The organism is Streptomyces sp. NPDC053069, assembly GCF_044546895.1.
Lineage (GTDB): Bacteria > Actinomycetota > Actinomycetes > Streptomycetales > Streptomycetaceae > Streptomyces.
Genome location: NZ_JBITZN010000011.1, coordinates 179,893 through 202,123, shown reverse-complemented (window position 1 = coordinate 202,123; position 22,231 = coordinate 179,893). Strand labels below are relative to the sequence as shown.

General features: G+C 71.9%; 16 protein-coding genes. 7 read left to right on the top strand and 9 right to left on the bottom strand.

The genetic code is table 11. The annotated features are described in order from the left end of the window. Positions 1-53: 53 nt before the first annotated feature. Positions 54-1,481 carry an MFS transporter gene (locus ACIGXP_RS25645; RefSeq protein ID WP_363215906.1) on the bottom strand — a complete coding sequence of 476 codons (1,428 nt, stop codon included), beginning with the start codon at positions 1,479-1,481 and terminating at the stop codon, positions 54-56. A gap of 146 nt (positions 1,482-1,627) precedes the next feature. Between ACIGXP_RS25645 and ACIGXP_RS25640 the strand changes: the two genes are divergently transcribed. Then, complete coding sequence (locus tag ACIGXP_RS25640; protein WP_363215907.1) at positions 1,628-2,512, top strand: helix-turn-helix transcriptional regulator; 885 nt, start codon at positions 1,628-1,630, stop codon at positions 2,510-2,512. A gap of 37 nt (positions 2,513-2,549) precedes the next feature. Here the strand turns inward: ACIGXP_RS25640 and ACIGXP_RS25635 are convergent, their stop codons facing one another. Both ACIGXP_RS25635 and ACIGXP_RS25630 read right to left on the bottom strand, forming a co-directional pair. After that, positions 2,550-3,992, bottom strand: a complete 1,443-nt coding sequence (locus tag ACIGXP_RS25635; RefSeq protein WP_399771917.1) for an MFS transporter — start codon at positions 3,990-3,992, stop codon at positions 2,550-2,552. A 95-nt stretch (positions 3,993-4,087) separates the two neighbouring features. Then, the gene (locus ACIGXP_RS25630) at positions 4,088-5,512 is read right to left on the bottom strand and encodes an MFS transporter (RefSeq protein WP_399771914.1); all 1,425 of its coding nucleotides are present in this window, start codon (positions 5,510-5,512) and stop codon (positions 4,088-4,090) included. Between the two features lie 101 nt (positions 5,513-5,613). Between ACIGXP_RS25630 and ACIGXP_RS25625 the strand changes: the two genes are divergently transcribed. Both ACIGXP_RS25625 and dusB read left to right on the top strand, forming a co-directional pair. After that, entirely contained in the window at positions 5,614-6,489 is an 876-nt protein-coding gene (locus ACIGXP_RS25625) for a helix-turn-helix transcriptional regulator (RefSeq protein WP_363215910.1), read from the top strand. Between the two features lie 52 nt (positions 6,490-6,541). Next, on the top strand, positions 6,542-7,672 hold the full coding sequence (gene dusB / locus ACIGXP_RS25620; RefSeq protein WP_363215911.1) for a tRNA dihydrouridine synthase DusB: 1,131 nt from the start codon (positions 6,542-6,544) through the stop codon (positions 7,670-7,672). Here dusB and ACIGXP_RS25615 read toward each other — a convergent pair whose 3' ends face one another. From ACIGXP_RS25615 to ACIGXP_RS25605, 3 genes are all read right to left on the bottom strand, one after another. Next, complete coding sequence (locus tag ACIGXP_RS25615; protein ID WP_399771909.1) at positions 7,673-9,457, bottom strand: CDP-alcohol phosphatidyltransferase; 1,785 nt, start codon at positions 9,455-9,457, stop codon at positions 7,673-7,675. 115 nt (positions 9,458-9,572) lie between these two features. Then, a complete protein-coding gene (locus ACIGXP_RS25610; RefSeq protein ID WP_399771906.1) occupies positions 9,573-11,510 on the bottom strand; it encodes a glycogen debranching N-terminal domain-containing protein in 1,938 nt (645 codons plus the stop codon). Continuing rightward, entirely contained in the window at positions 11,507-13,177 is a 1,671-nt protein-coding gene (locus ACIGXP_RS25605; protein WP_399771903.1) for an MGH1-like glycoside hydrolase domain-containing protein, read from the bottom strand. Before ACIGXP_RS25605 ends, ACIGXP_RS25610 begins: the two co-directional genes overlap by 4 nt. 130 nt (positions 13,178-13,307) lie before the next feature. On the opposite strand from ACIGXP_RS25605, the gene ACIGXP_RS25600 reads away from it, so the two are divergent. After that, a complete protein-coding gene (locus ACIGXP_RS25600) occupies positions 13,308-14,528 on the top strand; it encodes an ROK family protein (RefSeq protein WP_399771900.1) in 1,221 nt (406 codons plus the stop codon). Between the two features lie 406 nt (positions 14,529-14,934). Continuing rightward, the gene (ppdK, locus tag ACIGXP_RS25595; protein WP_363215916.1) at positions 14,935-17,655 is read left to right on the top strand and encodes a pyruvate, phosphate dikinase; all 2,721 of its coding nucleotides are present in this window, start codon (positions 14,935-14,937) and stop codon (positions 17,653-17,655) included. A gap of 140 nt (positions 17,656-17,795) precedes the next feature. On the opposite strand, the gene ACIGXP_RS25590 is transcribed toward ppdK, so the two are convergent. Next, a complete protein-coding gene (locus ACIGXP_RS25590) occupies positions 17,796-18,650 on the bottom strand; it encodes an alpha/beta hydrolase (protein WP_363215917.1) in 855 nt (284 codons plus the stop codon). 213 nt (positions 18,651-18,863) lie between these two features. Beyond that, the gene (locus ACIGXP_RS25585; protein ID WP_363215919.1) at positions 18,864-19,538 is read right to left on the bottom strand and encodes a TetR/AcrR family transcriptional regulator; all 675 of its coding nucleotides are present in this window, start codon (positions 19,536-19,538) and stop codon (positions 18,864-18,866) included. A gap of 69 nt (positions 19,539-19,607) precedes the next feature. On the opposite strand from ACIGXP_RS25585, the gene ACIGXP_RS25580 reads away from it, so the two are divergent. Together ACIGXP_RS25580 and ACIGXP_RS25575 are read left to right on the top strand one after the other, a co-directional pair. Further along, positions 19,608-21,092, top strand: a complete 1,485-nt coding sequence (locus tag ACIGXP_RS25580) for an MFS transporter (RefSeq protein WP_399771895.1) — start codon at positions 19,608-19,610, stop codon at positions 21,090-21,092. Beyond that, positions 21,089-21,487, top strand: a complete 399-nt coding sequence (locus tag ACIGXP_RS25575) for a cupin domain-containing protein (RefSeq protein ID WP_399771892.1) — start codon at positions 21,089-21,091, stop codon at positions 21,485-21,487. The genes ACIGXP_RS25580 and ACIGXP_RS25575 overlap by 4 nt, the downstream gene beginning before the upstream one ends. 75 nt (positions 21,488-21,562) lie before the next feature. Here the strand turns inward: ACIGXP_RS25575 and ACIGXP_RS25570 are convergent, their stop codons facing one another. Continuing rightward, positions 21,563-22,093, bottom strand: a complete 531-nt coding sequence (locus tag ACIGXP_RS25570) for a DUF4232 domain-containing protein (RefSeq protein WP_399771890.1) — start codon at positions 22,091-22,093, stop codon at positions 21,563-21,565. Positions 22,094-22,231 lie beyond the last annotated feature (138 nt).

Genomic DNA, 22,231 nt, shown 5'->3' with positions numbered 1-22,231 from the left:
CGAACATCAACAGGGGGAGCTTCCCGCGCAGTTGTCCGAGTTGTGGCCTCGGCTCAGCCGACCTCACGGGGCAGGCGCAGGCTGAGCAGGCCGGTCAGTGCTGTCCCGGCCAGCTGCACCAGCAGCGTGGTGACCAGCGCGTCACGCATGCCCATGCTCGCCGAGAGGGTGAGGAACAGGGTGCCGAGGGTGGCCACGCCGAGGGCCAGCGCGGACTGCTGGGTGGTGACCATCACACCGCTGCCGACGCCCGCCCGGGCCGGCGGCACCTCCGACATCACGATCCGCAGCACGTTGGGCAGTTGGAGTGCCTGTCCGGCGCCGGCCACGGCCGCGCCCGGCAGCAGCGAGCCGACGCCCAGATGCGGCCAGTCACGCCAGGCGGCCAGCACGATCAGCAGGATGCCCACGCCCTGCACCACGGATCCGGCGGTGACGACGCGGCTGCCGTAGCGGGCGATCAGCCGGGGTCCGGCCAGGGAGACGAACAGGAACGCCACGGCCATCGGCGCGAGGGCCAGGCCGGCCGGCACCGGCCCGAGCCGGGCGCCCTGCTGCAACGCCAGCGCGATCACGAACATGAACCCGCTGAAGCCGATGGAGAACGGCACCATCAGCACCAGACCGCGCCGCAGTGACGCCAGCGCGAGCAGGCTCGGCGGCACCAGCGGGGTCCGGCCCGCCCGGTCGGCCCGCCGCTCCACGGCCCAGAACGCGCCGGCGGCGAACGGGAACACGGCCAGCGACAGCCACGTCCACAGCGGCCAGCCTGCCGCACGGCCCTCGGTGAGCGGCGCCAGCAGCGTCAGCAGGGACACCGCGAGCAGGACCGTGCCGGGACCGTCGACGGGTTCGGGGTGCTGCGAGCGGGTCTCGGGCACGACGCGCACGGCGAGGACGAGACCGAGCACGACCACGGGCACGTTGACGAGGAACACCGACCGCCAGCCGGTCCCGGCGACATCGGCGGCGACGAGCACCCCGCCGAGTATCTGCCCCGCGACCATGGACAGTCCGGCCGTGGCGCCGTACAGGCTCATGGCCTTCGCGCGGCGTGCGCCGTGCGTGGTGGCCTGGATGGTGGCGAGCACCTGCGGCAGCATCGCGGCGGCCGAGGCGCCCTGCGCGACCCGGGCCGCGACCAGGCTCCAGGCGTCGGGGGCCAGCCCGCAGGCCAGCGAGGTCAGCCCGAACGCGGCCATGCCGCCGAGGAACAGCCGGCGCCGCCCGAACAGGTCCCCGAGCCGCCCGCCGAGCACCAGCAGCACGGCGTAGGCGACGCCGTACCCGGCCACGACCAGCTCCAGCACGGCCTCGCCCGCGGCGAGATCGGCACCGATGGTCGGCAGAGCGACGTTGACGATGAAGAAGTCGACCAGCGGCAGCGCCGCGGCCAGCAGAACGGTGAACAGCCCGAGCCCGCCGAGTGCGGGAGGTGCGGCCGTCGCGGAAACGGCCCGGGTGGTGACGGTTTCACTCATGCCGTCCAGCCTGCGTCACCGCCCAGACGGGTACCAGAGTGTCCTGATCCTGGTAGAAGAACTACCCGGCAACAGGATGCGGGGCGTCCCGATCCTGGTGGAAGAATTGCCTGGCGACAGGTTGGGGATGCGGGCACCCTGGATCCATGACGACGACCGCCACGGCCCGGGAGACCACCGCACAGCCGACCCGGGGCTCGGAGATCCGGCGGCACGAGCTGGCCGCGTTCCTCCGCAGCCGCCGCGAGCGCATCGCCCCCGAGCAGGTGGGTCTGCCGCGCGGCGCCCGGCGCCGCACCCCCGGCCTGCGCCGGGAGGAGGTCGCGCACCTCTCCGCGGTCGGCGTCACCTGGTACACCTGGCTCGAACAGGCCCGTGACATCCAGGTCTCGGTGCAGGTCCTGGACGCCCTGGCCCGCACCCTGATGCTGGATGCCAGCGAGCGCGCCCACCTCTTCCAGCTGGCCGGCGCCACCGATCCGACCCCCGCGGCGAGTTGCCCGAGCGTCACCCCGGCGCTGCGCGAGATGCTGCGGCAGCTGGAGCCGGTCCCGGCCTGCATCCAGAACAGCCGGTACGACATCCTCGCCTACAACCGCACGTACGGCCGCCTCCTGTGCGACCTGGACGCGCTGCCGGCGCAGGACCGCAACTGCATGCTCCTCGTCCACGCGAACAAGGAGTGGCAGGAGTCGGTCGTCCACCTGGAGGAGACCCGGCGCCTGATGGCCGCCCGGCTGCGCGCGTCCATGGCCGGCCACCTCGGCGAGCCGGCCTGGAAGTTGCTTCTGAAGCGGTTGGAGGAGTTCCCCGAGTTCCGTGAGAACTGGGAGCGTTACGAGGTGGTCGGCAGCCGCCACAAGACGAAGGTGTTCCGCAACTCCCACGTGGGACGTCTCAGGCTGGCGCACACGGACCTGTGGCTGGGCCCGGAGCAGGGCGCCCGTATGGTGACGTACACCCCCGCCGACGAGGAGACCCGCGAGCGGCTGGAGAGGCTGTACGACATCGCCCTCGGCACCGCCCGCTGACACCGCCTGCCCGGCAGGCCGACCGCCGCCGGGCGCGTCAGGGCGCTCCGACCGGCTGGCGGATCTCCGTCGACTCCAGTTCCTCGGCGGTGCGTTGGGCGGTGCGGTGGGCCCAGCGGCCGCTGGTGAGAAGGCCGAGGAGGAGGACGGCCAGGCCGCAGGCGGTGAGGATCCACCAGCCGGGGCGGGCCGCCGAGACGAAGGCCTGCTTCATGGGCGACGAGCCGATGCCGGAGGCCAGGACCGCGCCGACCACCGCGACGCCGAGGGTCTGGCCCAGCTGCCGGCTCGTGGAGGCGACCGCGGCGGCGACCCCGGCCTGGGCGCGCGGCATGCCGGAGACGGCCGTGTTGGTGATCGGGGCGTTCACGAAGCCGAAGCCGATGCCGAACAGGACGTAGCCGATGAGGAGGGCGGCGTTGGACGTCTCCGCCTCGAAGGCGGCGAAGAGGACGCCGCTCGCCGTCATCGCCGTCCCGGCGATCAGCAGGGGCAGGCGAGGGCCTCGGCTGCCCACCAGGCGGCCGGACAAGGGCGCGCACAGGAACGTCGGCGCGGCCATCGGCAGCATCCACAGGCCCGCGTGCAGGGCGTTCAGACCCCGGACGTTCTGCAGATAGAGCGTGGACAGGAAGAGGAAGCCGCCGAGCGCGGCGAACGCGCCGACCGCGATCACCGTGGCGCCGCTGAACGGAGCCGAGCGGAAGAAGCGCAGGTCGATGAGGGGTTCGGCGCGGCGGGGCTCGTACCACAGGAGGCCGAGCAGGGCCGCGACGGCGATGGCGAAGAAGGGGGCCACGGCGGCCGCGCCCGAGTCCGGCGCCTGGATGATCGCGTACGTCAGCGAGCCGAACAGGGCGATGACCAGGAGCTGGCCGACCGGATCGGGGCGGCGGGCCTTCGGCGCGCGGGACTCCGGGACGAAGCGGAGGGTCAGCAGGAGGGCCGCCAGGCCGACCGGGAGGTTGACCCAGAAGATCGCGCGCCAGCCGACCGACTGCACGAGGAGGCCGCCCACCAGCGGGCCCGCCGCCATCGAGATGCCGACCACCGCGCCCCACACGCCGATCGCCCGGGCCCGCTCCCGGGCGTCGGTGAACGTGTTGGTGATGATCGACATGGCGACCGGGTTGAGCATCGAGCCGCCGATCGCCTGCACCATGCGGAACACCACCAGCAGGGTCAGGTTCGGCGCGAGCGAGCACAGCAGGGAGCCGACGGAGAAGACCACCAGGCCGGCCATGAAGACCCGCTTGCGGCCGATGCGGTCGGCCGTGGAGCCCGCGAGCATCAGGAGCGAGGCGAGCACCAGCGTGTAGGCGTCGATCGTCCACTGCAGGCCGGAGGTGGTGGCGTGCAGATCGCGCTGCATGGACGGCAGCGCCACGTTGAGCGCGGTGACGTCCAGGCTCACGATCAGCAGGCTCATACAGCAGATCGCGAGCACGAGCAGACGGCGGCGGTGGGTCAACTCGGGCATGGATGCAATCGTACGCCTACTTCGATAGTGCGTCTAACTAATAGTGTGCCTAATTGATGTGCACTACACGATCATCGTGGTGGTCCCGGCAGCGGCTATCCCGGTACCCGGGGCAGCCGCAGGCCGAGCCACCCCAGCCCCAGCAAGCCCGCCGCCTGCACCGCCAGCACCACCGCCAGGGCCCGACGCATGCCGAGACCGGGGACGAGGGACAGGAACAGCGAACCGAGCGTCGCCACCCCGACCGCCAGGCACGACTGCTGCAGCGTGGCCGCGAGCCCACTGCCCGCGCCCGCCAGCCGGGCCGGGATCGCCGCCAGCAGGATCCGGTAGTAAAGGGGCAGTTGCAGACCCTGGCCCAGCCCGCACAGCACCAGACCGGGAGAGAGAGCGAGCGGGCTCAGCTGCGGCCAGGGACCCAGCAGCGCCGTCGCCGTCACCGTCACCAGCCCCGCGATGTGCACCGCCGCCGCCAGCGTCACCGCCCGCCCGCCGAACCGCCGTACGGCACGCGGCGCCACCATCGACGCGGCGAACTGCGCCACCCCCATCGGCACCAGTGTGAGCCCGGCCCGCAGGGGTCCGTACCCGAGGCCCTGCTGCAGGGTCACCGCGCTCGTGAACATCCAGCCGGCGAAGCCCACGAACACCGGCAGACCCAGCAGCAGGCCCCGGCGGACCTCCGGGGCGGTGAGCAGGGACGGCGGCAGCAACGGGCTTGCGCCGGCCCGCTCGCCCTGCCGCTCCACGCCGTAGAACCCCGCCGCGAGCAGCGGCGCCGCGCACAGCAGCAGCACCGACCACAGCGGCCAGCCCGCCGCCCGGCCCTCGGTCAGCGGCAGCAGCAGCGCGATCAGCGCGGCCCCCAGCAGCGCCGTACCTGCGAGATCACCGCGCGCGGGCCGCTCGGCCCGGCTGTCCGGCACCGACCGCAGCGCACAGATCAGGGCGGCGACGGCCACCGGCACGTTCACCAGGAACACCGCACGCCAGCCGGTGCCCGCCGGATCCGCGGCGACCAGCAGCCCGCCCAGCACCTGCCCGAGCACGACGGACACCCCGCCGACCGAGCCGTACAGGGCGACCGCCCGGGCCCGCCGCTCACCGGACGTCGTCGCGTGGATGGTGGCCAGCACCTGCGGCAGCAGCGCCGCCGACGCGGCACCCTGCGCGGCCCGAGCCGCCACCAGCCACCATGCGTCCGGTGCGAGTCCGCAGGCCAGCGAGGTCAGCCCGAAGGCAGCCACGCCCCAGAGGAACAGCCGCCGGCGGCCGTAGGTGTCGCCGAGCCGGCCGCCGAGGACGAGCAGTACGGCGTACGCCACCGCGTATCCGGCCACCACCATCTCCAGCGTGGCCGGCGGAGCGTGCAGATCGTGCTCGATCGCCGGCAGGGCGACGTTGACGATGAAGAAGTCGATCATCGGCAGCGCGGTCCCGAGAAGGAGCGTGAGCAGGCCGAGGGCCGTGAGGCCGCGGGGCGGGGCCGCCGTCCGGACAGAGGTCGTCGTCGTGGTCACGCCCCGACTCTCCGGCAGCTCCCAGCCGGGTACCAGGCGGTGGTCATCCAGGTATCTGCACCAACTGGAATCCCCGTACGACGGGACGGCACCCTTGGTTCATGACCATCGCAGCGCCGGAACACCGCACCGAGCAGCCCAGGGCGCAGCACATCCGGCGCCGGGAACTGGCCGCCTTCCTGCGCAGCCGCCGTGAGCGCATCACCCCGGAGCAGGTCGGCCTGCCGCGCGGCCCGCGCCGGCGCACCCCCGGCCTGCGCCGCGAGGAGGTCGCCCAGCTCTCCGCCGTCGGTGTCACCTGGTACACCTGGATCGAACAGGCCCGCGCCACCCATGTCTCCGCACAGGTCCTGGACGCCGTCGCCCGCGCCCTGCTCATGGACCCCACCGAGCGTGCCCACCTCTTCGCCCTCGCCGGGACCGCGGACCCGCGCATCGACCCCGAGTGCCCGGTCGTCTCCACCTCCGCGCGCAAGGTCGTCGAACGGCTCGCGCCCTACCCCGCCTCCCTGCAGAACGCCCGCTACGACGTCCTCGCCGCCAACCGCCCCTTCGCCCAGCTCTTCGGCGACCTCACCGAGCTGCCGGTGGCCGACCGGAACTGTCTGTGGCTGCTGACCACCAGCGAGCGCTGGAAGCGGGACTTCCTCGACCGGGACGAGATGCTGCGCGACCTGATCGCCAAGTACCGGGTGGCCATGGCCGAGCATGTCGCCGAGCCCGTGTGGAAGGAGCACCGGGACCGGCTGCTGGCGGCCTCCGAGGAGTTCCGTGCGCTGTGGGAACGGCACGAGGTCGCGCCGTTGTCCCCGCACGTCAAGCGGTACCGGCACCCGGTGGTCGGCCTGGTCCGCCTGGAGCACCGCACCATGTGGCTGGCCCCGCAGTCACCGGCCCACCGGGTGGTCGCGTACATCCCCGCCGACGAGGAGACAGAGGAGCGGCTGGAGCGGCTGGCGGAGCTGGCGGACGGGTGAGGGACAATGGGGGCTCGCCCCTGTGCCGTACATCCGTCCCGGAGCCCTGACGATGACCCACCCGCTCTCCATCGGCCCGCACGCCGTCGCACCGCCCGTCGTGCTCGCACCCATGGCGGGGATCACCAACGCGCCCTTCCGCACCCTGTGCAGGGAGTTCTCCGGCGGCAAGGGCCTGTTCGTGAGCGAGATGATCACGACCCGGGCGCTGGTCGAGCGCAACGAGAAGACCATGCAGCTGATCAGGTTCGACGCGAGCGAGCAGCCGCGCTCGATCCAGCTGTACGGCGTCGACCCGGCGACCGTCGGCAAGGCCGTCCGCATGATCGCGGAGGAGGACCTGGCCGACCACATCGACCTGAACTTCGGCTGCCCGGTCCCGAAGGTCACCAGGAAGGGCGGCGGCTCGGCCCTCCCGTACAAGCGGAACCTGCTGCGGGCGATCCTCAGGGAGGCCGTGAGCGGTGCCGGTGACCTCCCCGTCACCATGAAGATGCGCAAGGGCATCGACGACGATCACATCACCTACCTCGACGCCGGCCGCATCGCCGTCGAGGAGGGCGTCACGGCGATCGCCCTGCACGGCCGCACCGCCGCCCAGCACTACGGCGGCACCGCCGACTGGGACGCCATCGCCCGCCTGAAGGAGCATGTGCCGGAGATCCCGGTGCTCGGCAACGGCGACATCTGGTCGGCCGAGGACGCGCTGCGGATGGTGCGGGAGACGGGCTGCGACGGGGTGGTCGTCGGGCGCGGATGCCTGGGGCGGCCGTGGCTGTTCGCGGACCTCGTGGCGGCCTTCGAGGGGCGTACGTCCTTCGCCCGCCCGGCCCTGCGCGAGGTGGCCGACGTCATGGTCCGGCACGCCACCCTCCTCGGCGAGTGGATCGGCGACGAGTCCAAGGGTGTCGTCGACTTCCGCAAGCACGTCGCCTGGTACCTGAAGGGTTTCGCGGTCGGCTCGGAGATGCGCAAGCGGCTCGCCATCACCTCTTCGTTGGAGGAACTGCGGGCGGGTCTTGACGAGTTGGACCTGGACCAGCCGTGGCCGTCCGGCGCGGACGGGCCCCGCGGCCGTACGTCCGGCAACAACCGGGTGGTGCTGCCGGACGGCTGGCTGAAGGATCCGTACGACTGCGCGGGCGTGAGCGAGGACGCGGAGCTGGACACTTCCGGCGGCTGATCAGCCCTTCTTCGGGTGCGGTGTCGAGCCGTACGCCGTCAGGAAGCGGTCCCGGAAGGCGCTCATCTTCCACACGGGCGCGTCGTGGGCGGGACGCAGACCGTCCGTCCACCCCCAACTCGCGACCTTGTCGAGGACCTTCGGGTCCTTGGCGACGATCGCGACCGGCACGTCACGGCTGGCGTGGTTGCCGCTGACGCGGGCGATCGGCTGGTGGTCACCGAGGAAGACCAGCACGGTGTCCTTGTTGCCGTAGCGCTCCAGCCACTGGGTCAGCGCGGTCACCGAGTACTGGATCGACTTGCCGTACTCCTGGCGGGACCTGGTGGTGTCGGCGATGACGTCCTCCGGCTTGTTGCCCGCCGCCTGGATGCCCTTGAAGACCGAGCCGTCGCCCAGCTGGTCCCAGCCGACCATGTGCGGGATCGGCGCCCACGGCTGGTGGCTGGAGGTGAGGATGAGCAGGGACATCCGCGCCTTGCCGGCGGCGGGCCTCTTGCTGTGCACCCGCTCCTGGTACTGCTGCAGCGCGTACTGGTCGGGCATGGTCGACCAGCTGAACTTCGGTCCCTTGTAGCCGAGTTCGAAGGCGTTGTAGACCTTGTCCAGGCCGTACCACTTCTGCTCCGGCCATGCCTTCTGCACGCCCGGCATGACCCCGACCGTGTCGAAGTCACCGGTCTTCTTGAACGCCTCGGTGAGGCTGAGGTGGTCGCTGGCCATGACCGTGCGGTAGCGCTGCTGGTTGCTGATCCACAGGCCCGACATGGTGGTGGAATGGCCGAGCCAGCTGCTGCCGCCGTAGGTTGCCGAGGTCAGCCAGCCGCTCTTGGCGTGGAAACCGGCCTTGGCCAGCGCCTTGGTCCGGGCGTCGAGCGTACTGTCCACACCGGGCGCCATGATCGGGTCCTCGATCGCACTGCGGCCGTAGCTCTCGATGAACGTGAAGATCATGTCCTTGCCGCGCAGATCGGGGACCAGCTGGCTGCCCGGGGTGTTCCCGAACGCGTCCACCTTGGCGACCTTCCGGAACTCCGCCTCGTCCTTGAGCGTGGCCGAGACCAGGTGGGCCTGGGCCTTCAGCGCGGTGGCGGTGTTGTCGGAGGCGAGCGGTACGCCGGCGATCTGGAGGCCGAGGGAGGAGCAGGTGATCCAGACGACCCCGGCGATCAGCGTGCCGCGGGTCGCGATGCCGGTGTGCCGGGCGAGCAGGTTGCCCAGCCGCACCATGGACAGCGCCAGCAGCACGAAGAGCAGCAGGACGGTGGCGATCACACCGGCCACGGCGGCCAAGGTCTCCGTACGGCCGAGCGAGTCCTCCAGATACGACTCCGCGTCGCCGAACAGGCTCCAGTCCAGAACGACGTTGAAGCCGCGGCCGAGGTATTGCTTGAAGCCCATGTCGAGTGCGTTCAGCACGGTCATCGCTGCCAGCGCGACCCCGGACACGGCCGCCAGCACCACCCGCGGTCGCCGCGGTAGCGCGATCATCACAGCCGCCCCGATCACGGCCTCCGCCGGTATCCGCAGGAACTGCGAAGGCTCCAGCAGCACCATGGAGTTCGGCATCACCAGCGCGGCGACGACGAGGGCCGCGGCGAGTGCGGTGACGGTGACGGACAGTGCCCGGGAGGCCGTCCGATGCTCCTCCCGCCAGCGCCGCACCCACACCGAACAGGCGGTCCAGGGGCGCGGGAAGCTACGGCGCGGGCCGGGTAGGGGGGCGGCGGGCCGTTCCGGCTCTGCCTCTTCGGCTTCTGCCACCGCTGATTCGCGCGTGCTCATGTCCTGGGACAACCCGGCGTCCTTCCCTGCGAGACCCGATCTGCAGTCCCGTACGGTCACCCGTCGGCCCCTGTTCAGGGCACTGAGCAAACACCGGGCAAATACAGTTCCCGCGCTACACCCCACCCACCGCCGTCAACAGCGCAAGCGGCGCCGCAGCCGACCGGCTCTCCCGCACACACGCATGCGGATACGGCACCGGCTCCGGATGCGTGTCCCGGCCGTACCCGGCCAGCACCTCCGGCAACCGGTACCCCGCCACCGCCGCCGCATCCACCAGCGCATGCGCCACCGCCCGAGCCTCGTCATGCAACCCGTACCGCGCAAGCCCCAACGTGATCAGCGCGTTGTCGTGGGGCCACACGGAGCCCCGGTGATAGGACAGCGGATGGTACGCCGCCTGCCCCGCGGCCAGCGTCCGCACCCCCCACCCGGAGAAGAAGTCCGGCTCCAGCAGCCGCCGGCCCACCACCTCGCCGTACTCCTTGTCCAGCAGCCCGGACCACAGCAGATGCCCGGCGTCGGACGCCAGCGCGTCGATCTGGTGGCCCTCACCGTCCAGTGCGAGCGCCGGGAAGGAGTGCTGCTCCATCCAGAAGTCCCGCTGGAAACGGTCCCTCAGATCGGCCGCCGCCTGCTCCAGCAGGGCCGCGTACGTCTCGTCGCCCCACGCCGTGCGCGCCAGCCACGCCGTGCGGCGCAGCGCGTCGTACGCGTACCCCTGCGCGCCCGCCGCCATCACCGCGCCGGTGGGCCGGGTGCCGTCGGCGCAGCAGATCGCGCCGGGGGAGTCCTTCCAGTTCTGGTTGGCGAGGCCGCCCTCGTCGGCGCGGTAGACCAGGTAACCGCGTGAGGTCAGGCCGCCGTGGTCGAGCATCCAGGCGACGGCGGCACGCGCGTGCCGTTCCAGGCGGCGGGCCAGATCCGCGTCTCCCGTCCATTCGGCGTACGCGCCGAGCAGGACCAGGAACAGCGGGGTCGCGTCGACCGAGCCGTAGTACCGCCCGAACGGCACCTGCCCGAAGTGGGCCAGCTCGCCGTGCCGTACCTCGTGGACGATCTTGCCGGGCTGGGTGACGGGGGACAGGCCGGTGCCGGTCGCCTGGGTCGCGGCGAGCGCGGGGAGCGTGGCGGCGGCCAGCTCCGGGCGGTACGGCAGCGCGAACAGGGAGGTGAGCAGGGCGTCCCGGCCGAGGAGGGCGAGGAACCAGGGGGCGCCGCCGGACGGTACGCGCAGTTCCTCGCCGTCCGGTCCGGTGGCCGGTACCTGGAGCGCGGCCAGGTCGGCGAGGCCTCGCGCGCAGGCCTCCGCCAGTTCCGGCCAGCCGGTCGGGAAGGCCACGCCCTCCACGAACTCGGCCTCGGCAGCAGCAAGTTGGTCCAGCACGGAGACCGGGTCGCGGGGCACGCGCAGGGCGCGCTTCTCGCCGTGCGGGCGGGCGATGACCCGCAGCACCAGCTCTGTCGTGCCGTGCGGCGCAAGGTCCAGGGTCCACACCAGACGGCGGGCGCCGGTGCCGGTCTCCTCCACGGCGTCGGGGGCGGGGTCGGCCGTGATGGTCGTACACGACCGCCATTCGGCGCGGCGGTAGGTGAACTCGATGCCGTCGTCGAGGACTTCGCGGGAGCGTACGGCGCCGGCCTTGGCGTACGTGCGGTGGTCGGAGCGGAGTTCGAACTGGTCGGTGAAGTCGGCGTCGGCGGTGATGGCGAGGCGGACCGTCGTCGGCACCGGGCGGTTGCTGGTCACCCGGAGCGATTCCACGAACGAGCTGTCGCCCACGGCCTGGTGCCGGAAGAGCGTGTGCGCGGGAGGCTCCTGCCGGCCGCCGCGCGGGACCAGCACACAGCGGGCCGCGTCGGCGTCGGCGACCGGGGTGAGCACGTCGGGTACGGCGCCGTCGACGGTGAGCTGCCAGCGGCTGAGGTGCCGGGCGTCCCGTACGAACAAGCCGTCCGGGGAGCCGCTGCCCCGGACACCGCTGATGTCGCCCCGGTCGCCCACGGCGGCGAACGTCGCCCCGCGCACGAGCAGATGATGCCGGTCCGTCATCCCCGGTCGCCTCCTTCGTCACTTTTGTCGAACGTGCCGGTGGCCGCCTCGGTCACGCCCTCGCGGGCGCCCTTGAGAAGCTCTTGGTGCAGCTCGTGCTGCAGGTCGAGGGCGAGTGCGGCGGTCCAGCCGAAACCGGTCGCGCCGCAGGCCTCGCCGGTGCGGGGGTCGACGTACTCCGCGAAACCGGTGGTATCGGCGAGGTGCAGCACGGCGGCGCGCAGTGCGTCGGCCCGCTCCCGCTCGCCGTGCACGCGCAGGCCACGCTCCAGCAGCCAGCTGGTGTTGAACCAGGCAGGGCCGCGCCAGTACCGGTGCGGGTCGAAGGCCTCGCCGAGGAGGTCGTAGCTGGGGACGAGCCGGGTGCGGTCGCCGAGCCCGAAGTGCGGCCCGCACAGGGTACGGACGAGCGCGGCGACGATCTCGCGCGGCAGGCCGGGGAGAACGAGCGGCACCAGACCGGAGACACTCCGCTCGCGGATCAGCCCGAAGGCGCCCGCTTCGCGGACCGGTCCGGGGCTGTGAGGTTGGTCGGCCGGACCGGGGCCGGTTGTCTGGCGGGCCGGTCCGGGGCTGTGAGTGTGCGGGGCCGGTCCGGAGCCCCGTGCTTGCCAGGCCGGTCCGCGGTCGTCGCCCGATCCGTCTGCTGCCCGGGTCCCGCTCCCGCTCCCGCTCCCGCCCCGCGCCGGGGCGCGCAGGTCCCGGCTCAGGAACATGCCGGCCGCCGGGTCCCACAGCCGCTCCACCAGCGCCGCCGTCAGCCGTTCGGCGCGTGCGTGCCGCGCGGTGCCGGCCGCGCCCAGCTCCTCGGCGATCCGGGCCAGCGCATGCTCGGAGGCGATGAGCAGGGCGTTGAAGGCGGGGTCCTCGACGGCGAACTCCCCGCCGTCGCCATGTCCCCCGCCCGGCCCGTCCCGGTACCCGGCGTCCCGGTAGTCGGCGGCCAGCCGCACATACCGTCCGTAGTCCAGATCCGTCGGCCGGTCCTCGGGCGCGCCGTGGTCGAGGTCGGCGCGCCGGAAGGAGCGGGCCGGGGCGGGCGTGATCCGGGCGAGCGGGGCGTCCCAGCAGGGGCTGTTGTCCATGCCCTGCTCCCACGGGTGGACGACCGACACCAGCCCCGCGCCGCCCAGGTCCCGCCGGTGCAGCAGATAGCGGTGCCAGGCGGCGAGCTGCGGGTGGATCCGGGCCAGGAAGCCGCGCGCCCGGGACAGGCCGGGGTCGGCGCGGTGCACCAGCCAGGCCGCCAGCGCGTGCACCGGTGGCTGCACGATGCCCGACGTCTGTACGGTGCGCGGGGCGCCGGCCGTGCGACCGGCGGTGACGGAGCGCCAGAAGTCGGGGCTGGGGAAGTAGGCGTCGAGCGGTACGGAGGGGTTGAACACGATGTGCGGGACGCGCCCGTCGGCCCACTGGGCGGCCAGCAGCGTCTCCAGCTCGGTCTGGGCCCGCAGCGGTGAGAGGTGCCGGAGCCCGATCGCGATGAATGCGCTGTCCCACGACCACTGGTGCGGATACAGGCTGCGGGAGGGGACCGTCGAGCGGCCCGTCCAGTTCGCGTCGAGCACCCGGGCCGCCGCGGTATGCAGCGAGGTGCGCGGGGCTGGGGGGTCGTATGCGCTCTCGTACTCGGTGGGACGGGCGGTGAGCTGCGTGCTGCGATCCACTCGGGGCTCCCCGAAGACGAAGACACCCGGCCGGCGGACCGGGTTCTGTGGCAACGACCGTAGAGTTACGTCTATTTAACACGCAAAACTCACTATGTAATGCAGTCTTGGGAAACACAAGGGGGTGCGCATGACCGGACGTCCGGGACGGACCGTCAGAGCCGGCGGCCAGGCCGGCGCAGGAGAGCTGCTCGAACTGGTGCGCAGCGGACGGGCGGTGACGCGCGGTGCGCTCCAGCAGGCGACCGGGCTGTCCCGCGCGACCGTCGGCCAGCGCCTGGACCGGCTGTTCCGGGCCGGCTGGCTGCGCGAGGGCGCCGGCGGCCCGGTCGACTCGCCGCTCGGCGGCCGCCCCTCCATCACCCTGGAGTTCGACGGCTCCCATGCCGTCGTCCTCGCCGGCGACCTGGACACCCGGCACGCCCGCGCGGCCGTCCTCACGCTGACCGGTGAGATCCTCGCCGAGCACTCGGGGACCCTCGTCGTCGAGGACGGGCCGGAGGCCGTGCTCGGCGAACTCGGCCAGTGGTTCGCCGAGTTGCTGGAGAAGGCCGGGCGCCCGGCGGCGGAGGTCTGCGGCATGGGGCTCGCCGTTCCCGGCCCGGTGGACAGCGCGACCGGCCGGGTGGTGCAGCCGCCGATGATGCCGGGCTGGGACGGCTACGACATACGGGGCCGCCTCTCCCGCGCCTTCACCGAGCACACCGGCGCCGGCCCGGTCCCGGTCCTCGTGGACAACGACGCCAATCTGATGGCCTACGGCGAACAGCGCGCCGGTCACCCCGACTGCGCGGCCTTCGTCCTGGTCAAGGTGTCCACGGGCATCGGCGCCGGGGTGGTCGTGGACGGCGCGATCTACCGGGGGGTCGACGGCGGCGCGGGCGACATCGGGCACATCCGGGTCGGCACGGACGCGCTGTGCCGCTGCGGTTCGTACGGCTGTCTCGCCGCCGTCGCGAGCGGGGGCGCCGTCGCCCGGCGGCTGGCGGAGAGCGGGGTGCCGGCCGCTTCCGGCGCGGACGTGCGGGACCTGCTGGCCGCCGGCCATCCGGGGGCGGCGGCGCTGGCCCGGGAGGCGGGCCGGCAGGTGGGGGACGTCCTGGCCACCGTCGTCACCCTGCTGAACCCGGGCGTGCTGATGATCGCGGGCGATCTGGCCGGAACCCCCTTCCTCACCGGTGTGCGGGAGCTGCTGTACCAGCGGGCGCTGCCGCGCTCCACGGCCCACCTGCACGTCGTCACCTCCCGGCTGGGGGAGCGGGCCGCGCTCATCGGAGCGGGGGCGCTGGTCGTGGAACACCTCTACGCGCCGGATCGGGCCGAGGAGCGGCTGCTGGCGCTGGGCGTGTGACGTCGGTGTTTTCGTCCCGTTCCGGCGTCCGCATGGTGAAATCCGGCGTGCTGTGGCAGCGTGATTCTCGCCACCCTTGATAAGGGTTGCGCTCAGATGAGCGGATCTTGAGCGACTGCACTTCTCCAAGGGGTGGCACTGGGTGCCACCCCTTGATCGTTCATCGATCGAAATCAGACGTGGCCAGGCCCGCTCATCTGAGCGGAAATCTCGCGCTTTGAAGGTGAATGCGTTCAACAAGTGAAAACATGCGCCTCTCTCGGCTTGCCAAGCTTTGACTTTCGATCCGCTGGCGGACGAGTGGTTACAGGCGTATGACGCGCAAGTGGACGTACCCATGCGCCTTCGATCTGGGTATGTTCCTGGCCGTCAGGGCAGCCACCGCGGCCTCAAGGAGTCGAGACCCGTGTCGGAAAACAAAGAACCCCACGTAGTGAAGTTCGTTTACGACTTCACCGAGGGCAACAAGGACCTCAAGGACCTCCTCGGCGGCAAGGGTGCCAACCTCGCCGAGATGACCAACCTCGGTCTGCCGGTCCCTCCCGGCTTCACCATCACCACCGAGGCCTGCAAGGTCTACCTGGAGAGCGGTGCGGAGCCCGCGGCACTGCGTGACGAGGTGAGTGCGCACCTCGACGCCCTCGAGTCCCGCATGGGCAAGAAGCTCGGCCAGCCCGACAACCCCCTGCTGGTCTCGGTCCGCTCGGGCGCCAAGTTCTCCATGCCCGGCATGATGGACACGGTCCTGAACATCGGCCTCTCCGACAAGTCGGTGCAGGGCCTGGCCAAGCAGGCCGGCGACGACCGCTTCGCCTGGGACTCCTACCGCCGCCTGATCCAGATGTTCGGCAAGACCGTCCTCGGCGTCGACGGCGACCTCTTCGAGGAAGCCCTCGACAAGGCGAAGGAGGCCAAGAAGGTCACGGTCGACACCGATCTGGAGGCGGCCGACCTCAAGAAGCTGGTCACCACCTTCAAGAAGATCGTCAAGAAGGAGGCCGGCCGGGACTTCCCGCAGGACCCGCGCGAGCAGATGGACCTCGCCATCAAGGCGGTGTTCGACTCGTGGAACGGCGACCGGGCCAAGCTCTACCGTCGCCAGGAGCGCATCCCGCACGACCTCGGTACGGCCGTCAACGTCTGCTCGATGGTCTTCGGCAACCTGGGTCCCGACTCCGGCACGGGCGTCGCCTTCACCCGTGACCCCGCCTCCGGCCACCAGGGCGTCTACGGCGACTACCTGCAGAACGCCCAGGGCGAGGACGTGGTCGCGGGCATCCGCAACACCGTCCCGCTCGCGGAGCTGGAGTCGATCGACAAGAAGTCGTACGACCAGCTCATGCAGATCATGGAGACCCTGGAGAACCACTACAAGGATCTCTGCGACATCGAGTTCACCATCGAGCGCGGACAGCTGTGGATGCTCCAGACCCGTGTGGGCAAGCGCACCGCGGGCGCGGCCTTCCGCATCGCGACCCAGCTGGTCGACCAGGGTCTCATCGACGAGACGGAAGCCCTCCAGCGCGTCACCGGCGCCCAGCTGGCGCAGCTGATGTTCCCGCGCTTCGACGAGCAGGCGAAGGTCGACAAGGTCGCGCGCGGCATCGCCGCATCGCCCGGCGCCGCGGTGGGCAGGGCCGTCTTCGACTCCTACACGGCCGTGAAGTGGTCCCGCTCGGGCGAGAAGGTCATCCTGGTCCGCCGCGAGACGAACCCGGACGACCTCGACGGCATGATCGCGGCGGAAGGCATTCTGACGAGCCGCGGCGGCAAGACGTCCCACGCGGCCGTCGTGGCCCGAGGCATGGGCAAGACCTGCGTCTGCGGCGCGGAGGAGCTGGAGGTCGACACCAAGCGCCGCCGGATGACGGTGCCGGGTGGTCACGTCGTCGAGGAGGGCGACGTGATCTCGATCGACGGCTCTTCGGGCAAGGTCTACCTGGGCGAGGTCCCGGTGGTGCCGTCCCCGGTGGTGGAGTACTTCGAGGGCCGGATGCACCCGGGCGCGGACGACGCGGACGAGCTGGTCGAGGCGGTCCACCGCATGATGGCCTTCGCCGACCGCAAGCGCCGCCTGCGGGTCCGTGCCAACGCCGACAACGCGGAGGACGCCCTGCGCGCCCGCCGCTTCGGCGCCCAGGGCATCGGCCTGTGCCGCACGGAGCACATGTTCCTCGGCGACCGCCGCGAGCTGGTCGAGCGCCTGATCCTGGCGGACACGGAAGGGGAGCGCGAGGAGTCCCTGAAGGCCCTTCTGCCCCTGCAGAAGACCGACTTCGTGGAGCTCTTCGAGGCGATGGACGGCCTGCCGGTCACCATCCGTCTGCTGGACCCCCCGCTGCACGAGTTCCTCCCCGACATCACGGAGCTCTCGGTCCGTGTGGCCCTGGCCGAGTCCCGCCAGGAGCCGCACGAGAACGACCTGCGCCTGCTCCAGGCGGTGCACCGCCTGCACGAGCAGAACCCGATGCTGGGTCTGCGCGGTGTACGTCTCGGTCTGGTCATCCCCGGCCTGTTCACGATGCAGGTCCGGGCGATCGCGGAGGCGGCGGCGGAACGCAAGGCGGCGAAGGGCGACCCGCGCGCGGAGATCATGATTCCGCTCGTCGGCACGGTCCAGGAGCTGGAGATCGTCCGCGAGGAGGCCGACAAGGTCATCGCGGAGGTCGAGGCCGCGACGGGCACGCAGCTCAAGCTCGCCATCGGCACGATGATCGAACTCCCGCGGGCGGCCCTGACGGCCGGCCAGATCGCCGAGGCGGCGGAGTTCTTCTCCTTCGGCACGAACGACCTGACCCAGACGGTGTGGGGCTTCTCCCGCGACGACGTCGAGGCCTCGTTCTTCACGGCGTACCTGGAGAAGGGCATCTTCGGCGTCTCCCCCTTCGAGACGATCGACAAGGACGGCGTCGGCTCCCTGGTGAAGGCGGCGGCGGAGGCGGGCCGGCGTACCCGTCCCGACCTGAAGCTCGGTGTCTGCGGCGAGCACGGCGGTGACCCCGAGTCCGTCCACTTCTTCCACGAGGTGGGCCTGGACTACGTCTCCTGCTCCCCGTTCCGTATCCCGGTCGCCCGCCTGGAAGCGGGGCGCGCCGCCACGCAGTCGGCGGGCAGCGACCACCGCTAGGCCCTCCGGGCCATGTGACCCCGGAGCCGCCGCTGGTCCCCGACCCTCACCGATCGGCGGCGGCTCCGGCGCACGAAAGAGGAGAGGCGGCACCCTGTGCGGGGGGTGCCGCCTCTCCGGTGTTCATGGCCTCGGTGCCCTCACCGCGAGGGCGTGGCGAGTTCGGCCAGGACTCGGGCCGCCGGTGCCGGGTCGACCAGCCACTTGAGGTGGCTGCTGGTGAGTGTGTGTACGTCGTAGGGGTTGTCCGGCGTCAGGGCGTCGCCCTCGCGGATCATCCGGTCCTGCATGGGAAGCGGCAGGCTGGTGTCCTCGGTCAGCCGGATGTACGACTTGGGGATCCGCCCCCAGGTGTCGGCCTGTGCCCGGTCGTCGGGTGTGCCGACGTCGAGGTTCTCGTCGGGCTGGAAGGTGTTGAGGACAACCATGAACTCGTCGTCCGTGCCGTCGGCGAGGAAGGCCGCCTTGAAGGCCGCGAGGACGCCGGGGTCGGCGGTGCGGAAGTTGGCGCGCAGCAGCCCGAGTTCGGCCGGGTTCCCGACCATCGCCGAGGCCAGCCCCGTGGCGTCGACCGTGGCCATCTCGGGCTCGGCGTAGTAGGCGCTGACGTCGAGGTCGACGGGGCACCAGGCGGAGACATAGACGATGCGGTCGATCAGGTCGGGCCGCTGGTTGGCCGCGACGGTGGCCGTCATGCCGCCGCGGCTGTGGGAGACGAGGACGACGGGCCCGTTCCGCTTGGCCCGCTCCAGTATTCCGATGAGGTGCGCGGCGTTGTCGGCGAGTGTGACGCCCTTGATGGCCCCGGGCGCGGTGGCCAGCCCCCCAAGGTCCTGCGGCGCCTGATAGGCGCGCGGGTACGTCGCGGCGAATCCGTGCCCTGGCAGGTCGACGGCGACGGAGCGGTGTCCGAGGAGGCCGAGTTCGGCTTGGAGCGGCGCGAACGAGAAGGAGTTCGCGAATGCTCCGTGGACCAGTACGAACGTCGGTTGCATCTGTCTGCTCACTTCGTCGGGGAACGAGTCGTCGTCGCGCGGCGCACCGTCCCCGCCGCGGAGGCCTCTTTTGCAGGGCGAGCGCCGGCGGTCACGCGCGGAGTCATGAGGGCGGCGTCCGGACAGCTGCCCGCCGTCCGGTGGTTCACAGTACTCAGTGAAAGATCATCCGCACTACCCGGACGAGTCCTTCCGCTTGTGCAGGCCGCCGCCCTACCCCCTTTCCGACAGGAGGCCGTTCAGCAGGGCGCGGAGGCCGGGGGCGTACGTGTCCTCGGCGGTGAGCGGGGCCCAGCGGCCGGCGACCTCGGCGAGGCGGGGGAGTTCGGCCGGGTCGAGGCCGGCGAAGACGCGCTCGCGGTAGGTGGGGCGGTCGTCGGTCGCGCGCCGGCGGGCCGCCGCCGCGCGGACCACGATCTCCCCGGCGGTGTAGTACCAGATCGTCCGGTAGCCGTGCACGGCCTGCTCCAGGGGGAGTCCGCAGTCCGTCAGGCCGTCCACGATCTGCTCCACGAACCACAGCGCGGACGTCGACATCAGGTCGTCCGCCGTCAGCACCTCCACGACCCAGGGGCAGGCGGCCAGCACCTCGTGGATCGCGGTCGCGGCGGCGATGACGCGTTCGCGCGGGTCGGTGGGGGGAGCGGGCGGTCGGCGCAGGTGCTGCGCGGCGTAGTCGTCCAGGAGCAGGAGGAGCAGCTCCTCCTTGTCGCGGACGTGGTGGTAGAGCGCCATGGGCGTGCTGCCGATCTCGGAGGCGAGCCTGCGCATGGTCAGCCGGTCCACACCGTCCTCCGTCACGATGCGGAGCGCCGTCCGGATGATCTCCGCACGGGAGATACGGGCAGGTCGGCCGGTGGTCTTGCGGGGTGCAGGCGATTGCGGCATGGCCCCCATCATGCCCTCGTCATCCCCGCGGGATCGACAACGAGGACCTGACCGCGCTAGTTTTCTTACATGTATAGAAACTTACGAGGCAGTCCTGCGGCCGTACTCGCCGCCGCCGCCGTGGCCCAGTTCGTCGTCGCTCTCGACATGGCCGTGGTCAATGTCGCGCTCCCCGCCATCCGGTCCTCCCTCGGCTTCGCCCCGCTCGATCTGTCCTGGGTCGTGCATGTGTACGCGCTCACCTTCGGTGGGTTTCTGCTGCTCGGCGGCCGGGCCTGTGATCTGTACGGCCCGCGCCGGCTGTTCGTGGCGGGGCTGGTCGGCTTCGGTGTCTGCTCGCTCGCCGGCGGACTCGCCCAGGAGCCCTGGCAGTTGGTCGCCGCCCGCGCGGGGCAGGGCGTGGGGGCCGCCGCCACCGCGCCCGCCGCGCTGGCCCTGCTGACCACCACCTTCACGGACGGCCCCCGACGCGTCCGCGCCCTCGGTGTGTGGAGCGGGATGAACGCCGTGGGCGGCGCGCTCGGTGTGCTCGCGGGCGGGGTGCTCACCGAGTACGCGGGCTGGCGCTGGGTGATGCTGATCAATCTGCCCATCGTGGCGACGGCGCTCGCGCTGGTCCACGTGGCCGTACAGACCGAGCCGGGGCCGGTGCGGCACGAGCGGCCGGATCTGCTGGGTGCGCTGCTCGCGACCGGCGGTATCGGGCTGCTGGTGTTCGGTGTCGTACGGACCGATGTCCAAGGGTGGTCGTCGGCCCGGACGTCGGCGACTCTCGGCGCCGCCGCCGTCCTGCTGGCCGCGTTCGTCTTCGTCGAATCCCGGGCGGCGGCCCCGCTGTTGCGGCTCGGGCTGCTGCGCAGCCGCTGGGTCGTCGGTGCCAATCTGCTGGTGTTCCTCGCCGCGGCCGGGCAGTTCACCGCCTTCTATTTCGTCTCCCTGTACCTCCAGCAGGTCCTGGGCCTCGGCGCGGCCGCGACCGGTGCCGCGTTCCTGCCGTTCTGCGCGGGCTCGGTGGCGGCCACCGTCGCCGCGACCCGCATCGCCGCGGCCCGCTCGCCCCGTACCGCGCTGGTGCCGGGCGCGCTGCTCGCCGCAGCAGGCATGGCCTGGTACTCCTTGATCAGCCCGCACGGCGGCTTTCTCACCGACGTGCTCGGGCCGTCCCTGCTCACCAGCGTCGGCATCGGCCTGCTGTTCGCGCCGGCGGCCGCCGCGGCGACGACCGGCGTCCGGTCCGGCGAGGCCGGAATGGCCTCCGGACTGTTCAACAGCGCACGCCAGCTCGGTGGTTGCATCGGCCTGGCCGTCCTGGCCACGGTCGCCGCACACCGCACGGGCACGGCCACCGGTCCCGGCGCGCTCAACGACGGCTACGCCTTCGGCCTGGCCGTCACCGCCGTCCTCTTCCTGCTCGCGGCGGCCGTGGCGATCTGCGTGCTGCCCCGCCGCCCGAGCCGGAGTCCCGGCACGAGTGCGAGCACCGGCAGGGGCACCGGTACGACGCCGAGTGCCGGTCCCAGTCCGCGTACACACATGGAAGGAACACCCTCATGACGATCTCCCCCGTCGACCTCTTCTCCTCGATGCTGGACTTCCGGCCCGACGGCGAGGTCCGTTCCGGCGCCCGGCGGATGACGGACGGCGGCCCCGGTGACTGGCAGGTCGCGGCCTTCCATGTGGAGACCGACGCCGATGTGCACGCCGATCACTGGGAGGTGCATCCCGACGCGGAGGAAGCCGTGTGCTGCCTGTCCGGCGGCGTGCGCCTGTATCTCCGTCCCGCCGTGGAGGGCGGCGCCGAGGAGATGGTGCGGCTGGGGTCGGGTACGGCCGTGATCGTGCCCCGTGGCCGCTGGCACCGCCTCGAACTGGATGCCCCGAGCGATCTGATGTCGATCACCCGTCGGCGTGGCTCACGTCTGGAGAACCGCACCGGTCCGGGCAACTGATCCGCACCGCCGGGAAGCGCGAGGGGCGGCCCCCGGTCCCGGTCGGCCGCCCCTTGGGCTGCTGAACCTCCTCGCTCAGAAGTTGCCCTGCGTGTTCACCGGGCCGACCTGGAAGACGCCGGAGCAGGTCTTCCAGGGGGCCGGGACCAGGACCGCCGTGTGCGAGGCCGGCGGGTAGATCCGCAGGTAGGTGCCGGTGCGCAGGCAGGGTCCGCCCACCGGGCCGTTGGTGGTGCGCGCGATCGCCGCGGCGGACTGGGCGGGGGCCAGCGTGACGGTGCCGTAGGGGCTGCCGCTGTGGGTGGCGGCCGGGCCGATCTGGTGATGCGCGGTGTCCAGGACGCTGACGCCCGGATAGCCGCGCAGGGAGCAGCCGGTCGTACTGGTGTTGGTGAACCGGATCGACCAGTACAGAGACCCCGCCGCGCCCTCCTTGTGGCCCATGGAGAGGTAGAGATCGCTCGTGGTGCAGGTCCGGACGGCGGTGGAGGCCCGGGGCGCCGCCGCGTGCGCCGGCGGGGTCGCGCTCCACGCGGCTCCCGCGGCCGTCAGTCCCAGGACGGCAGCGGCCAGCGCGCCGGCCGTGCCTCGCGCAGATGCAAACATGTCGTGTCCGCCTCCATCGGGCGAATCGGGTGGATGAAGCTCACTGTGTTGGATGCACTCCGGCTCGGAAAAGTTGTGCATCGCCGCCCGGGTGTTCCGTTCCGCTCCCGGCCGGGTATCCCATCCCCGCGTTCCCTG

What these genes read in the sequence shown, in the direction of transcription:
- ACIGXP_RS25645 (WP_363215906.1), bottom strand. Translation starts at nt 1,481, where the DNA reads ATGAGTGAAACCGTCACCACCCGGGCCGTTTCCGCGACGGCCGCACCT.
- ACIGXP_RS25640 (WP_363215907.1), top strand. Translation starts at nt 1,628, where the DNA reads ATGACGACGACCGCCACGGCCCGGGAGACCACCGCACAGCCGACCCGG.
- ACIGXP_RS25635 (WP_399771917.1), bottom strand. Translation starts at nt 3,992, where the DNA reads ATGCCCGAGTTGACCCACCGCCGCCGTCTGCTCGTGCTCGCGATCTGC.
- ACIGXP_RS25625 (WP_363215910.1), top strand. Translation starts at nt 5,614, where the DNA reads ATGACCATCGCAGCGCCGGAACACCGCACCGAGCAGCCCAGGGCGCAG.
- dusB (WP_363215911.1), top strand. Translation starts at nt 6,542, where the DNA reads ATGACCCACCCGCTCTCCATCGGCCCGCACGCCGTCGCACCGCCCGTC.
- ACIGXP_RS25615 (WP_399771909.1), bottom strand. Translation starts at nt 9,457, where the DNA reads ATGAGCACGCGCGAATCAGCGGTGGCAGAAGCCGAAGAGGCAGAGCCG.
- ACIGXP_RS25610 (WP_399771906.1), bottom strand. Translation starts at nt 11,510, where the DNA reads ATGACGGACCGGCATCATCTGCTCGTGCGCGGGGCGACGTTCGCCGCC.
- ACIGXP_RS25600 (WP_399771900.1), top strand. Translation starts at nt 13,308, where the DNA reads ATGACCGGACGTCCGGGACGGACCGTCAGAGCCGGCGGCCAGGCCGGC.
- ACIGXP_RS25590 (WP_363215917.1), bottom strand. Translation starts at nt 18,650, where the DNA reads ATGCAACCGACGTTCGTACTGGTCCACGGAGCATTCGCGAACTCCTTC.
- ACIGXP_RS25585 (WP_363215919.1), bottom strand. Translation starts at nt 19,538, where the DNA reads ATGCCGCAATCGCCTGCACCCCGCAAGACCACCGGCCGACCTGCCCGT.
- ACIGXP_RS25580 (WP_399771895.1), top strand. Translation starts at nt 19,608, where the DNA reads ATGTATAGAAACTTACGAGGCAGTCCTGCGGCCGTACTCGCCGCCGCC.
- ACIGXP_RS25575 (WP_399771892.1), top strand. Translation starts at nt 21,089, where the DNA reads ATGACGATCTCCCCCGTCGACCTCTTCTCCTCGATGCTGGACTTCCGG.
- ACIGXP_RS25570 (WP_399771890.1), bottom strand. Translation starts at nt 22,093, where the DNA reads ATGTTTGCATCTGCGCGAGGCACGGCCGGCGCGCTGGCCGCTGCCGTC.